Origin of the sequence: Mycobacterium sp. SMC-21, from assembly GCF_045310825.1 — a bacterium.
In the GTDB taxonomy this organism is placed as follows: domain Bacteria; phylum Actinomycetota; class Actinomycetes; order Mycobacteriales; family Mycobacteriaceae; genus Mycobacterium.
This window is the reverse complement of record NZ_JBJIAO010000083.1, coordinates 1-2,769: the sequence shown is the minus strand read 5'-3', so window position 1 is coordinate 2,769 and position 2,769 is coordinate 1. Positions and strand designations below refer to the sequence as shown.

Genomic DNA, 2,769 nt, shown 5'->3' with positions numbered 1-2,769 from the left:
ACCCAGGCACCGTTGAGAAACATGAGACTGTAACCGTGATAGACAAAGACGTCTGTACCACCCATCCGCTCACGCAATGTCTTGGTTTGGAGGTGGTTTCGAACGTCGGCGAACCCCAGCCGCGCCGGAATTCCAGCCGCTCGGCACGCTGCCGTCAACAGCACGGCCTTCGGGACGCAGTAGGCGCGTCCTGATGTCGCGACAGTACTGGCGCGATACGCGTCCCGGTTATCGGTGACTGTGTAGGGGTCATACCAAATGGAGTCACGGACCGCGGTAAAGATGCATATCGCTTTCGTAATGTCGTCAGAGGCGCCCCGGATCGCCGACGACACGAAGTCACGTACCGCATCATGTTGCCAATCTAGAAATTCCGTGGTTTCGAGATAACGCCTGTAATCGTCAGTCATCGGCGTCGCATCTCCAACGGAAGTCCGTCGACCGGAACAGGAAGCGAGGTGTTGTCCCACCGGATCTGATAGTTCTCCGGAACCGTCCAGATGAACGACCGCAGCATCCGGTGCAGGATCGCTTTGACCTCAAGAGTTCCGAATTGCATGCCGATACACTTATGCGCTCCTCCCCCGAAAGGTACCCAAGCGAACCGGTGGTGTTGATCTTCGCGCCGAGGCTCGTCAAAACGTGAAGGATCGAACCGCTCAGGATCACTCCAGATCGTTCGATCGAAGTGATTCACCGCAGCTGTAATGGCACAAACGGTGCCCACTGGGATGTGATATCCGTCGATGGCTACATCGCGAACCGTCTTGCGCATCACCAACGGAACAGGCGCAACCAATCTGAGCGCTTCCTTGATCACGAGATCGATAACCGCCATCTTCTCTAGGGCCTCGATGTCTGGTAACCCGTCACCGACGGACTCGGCTTCCGCCGCCGCTGCCTCCTGCCACACCGGATTCTTGGCGAGGAAATAGGCGACCGCAGTAGTGGTGATCGTCGATGTGTCGTGAGCCGCCATCATCAAGAAGATCATGTGACTCACCACATCCTCGTCGGAGAACCGCTCCCCGTCTTCGGTGGTGGCTTGACAAAGAGCAGCGAACAGATCGTCCGTTTCACCGGCTCGCGCGGCCGGCAGATGCCTGAAAAAGTAATCCTCCAAGACGCGCCGGCCTCGCACGCCGGCGCGGAATCTAGTTCCCGGAAGCGGAACACGCACAAGGGAGCTCGCTGCACGCACCGCAGCGACGAACGCCTTGTTGACAGCATCACTCTCCTCCTTGCCGCGGCCACCCATGAAAACGTCGGTGGCTACATCGAGGGTGAGTTCCTTCAGCAGTGGATAGATTCGAGCCGACGAGCCCGTCGGCCACGCGGGTACTGCTGAGCGAACGCGTGGGGTCATTTGCTCGACATATCCGGTCAGGCGCGGACGCGTAAACGCCTCCTGCATGATGCGCCGGTGCATCAAGTGCTCATCAAAGCTCATGAGCATCAAACCGCGATGAAAGAAGGAGTCGATCAAAAAGGACCAGCCATCCTGAGAAAATGCCTTGGCTTCGCTCGTGAAGGCCTGCCGGGTGGCCTCCGGACCGGCGATGACGACCAACTTGGTGCCGAACGCGCCCATCCACGACACAGAACCCAGACGGTCGTAGCGCTCTCGGCTGAAATCCGATCCGAATCGGATGTAGTCGAGCGTATGACCGACAAGAGGCAGGCCTGGATCGCCGAGCACCGGTTTCAAGCCACTTCCGGGTGGCACAACAGCGAGTTCACAGACCGGCCAGCCTCGGCTCCATCGACGCCAACTCTCGTCAACGACACTCGGCGCTGGCGCAAGCAGGACGGACGACAGACTCCTTCTGGCTTCAATCACAGGCTCAACAAGCGGGTTCACAACAGCTCCTCCCAGTCACGGCGTACCTTGACCGCACTCGCCACCAGTTTTTACATATTGGATGTAAATGTCAATATCTAGACAGATATGATATTTTGTCGTCAGCGGCGGCTGAATCTCGGCCTCGTCACATGCCGTTCGACTGACACCGCCAGGCTGGACTTCAGACCAACCAGCTGACGCTCCAGCAAGAAGTGCCCACGCTCGCCTGGTTTCCGAGTCAGGATCCGTTACATGAACGTCGATACCGGCCTGCGTGCGCCGAAATTTCACCGCTCGGTGCGCGGCGCCGACTGGGCACAGAGTGCCCAAGCTGACCACGGCAATAGTTGCCTCAAACCTTTGCATAGCGAGACTCATCGTCGTGCGTCAGTTTTCCGCAACAATGGGACCGCGATCTACCGATGTATTTGGCATCGCGTAGTAGCACTGATGCCATATCGCTGACCGCCACGAGATTAGGCGTTATTCCGACAAAAGTTACAGACATGCCCGGCTAATCCACGGTGGCAAACTCTCGCAACCGACACTTTCCGAGGAACGAGGCATAGCTACACCAGCAACGCCGACACCCACCACAATCTGCACCGGATCGCATCCATGCCGTTTAGAAAGAAACCTTCACCATATTTCGACAGAGACCAAAAGGTTACTGAAATTTACATCAAATCACTAGTTCGGCGCTTTTCATTTCGACGCAGCTTCTTTGAGGAATCTACCTGCACATTCAATCGCTTCGCGCGCCTCGGGCAAAACTCTGAACATGGCCTGGAAAACGTGAATTTGTCCTCGATACACCTGGATTTCGACCGATGAGCCGTCGGCTCGAAGATACTTTCCGAGCGTCCGCGAATCATCGATCAGCATTTCTCGACCACCGACTTGAATCAAGGTCGGTGGCATGCCGC

3 protein-coding genes are annotated in these 2,769 nt (G+C 57.0%); all 3 read right to left on the bottom strand.

The window, feature by feature from the left end; all coding sequences use genetic code 11:
* The coding region (locus ACJH6H_RS29575) for a transglutaminase family protein (RefSeq protein ID WP_406776374.1) at positions 1-410 on the bottom strand (410 nt) is incomplete at its 3' end.
* On the bottom strand, positions 407-1,861 hold the full coding sequence (locus ACJH6H_RS29570) for a cytochrome P450 (protein WP_226519102.1): 1,455 nt from the start codon (positions 1,859-1,861) through the stop codon (positions 407-409). The genes ACJH6H_RS29570 and ACJH6H_RS29575, both read right to left, overlap by 4 nt.
* 687 nt (positions 1,862-2,548) lie before the next feature.
* Positions 2,549-2,769, bottom strand: a 221-nt coding sequence (locus ACJH6H_RS29565; RefSeq protein ID WP_406776373.1) for an alpha/beta hydrolase, incomplete at its 5' end; no start/stop codon positions are given.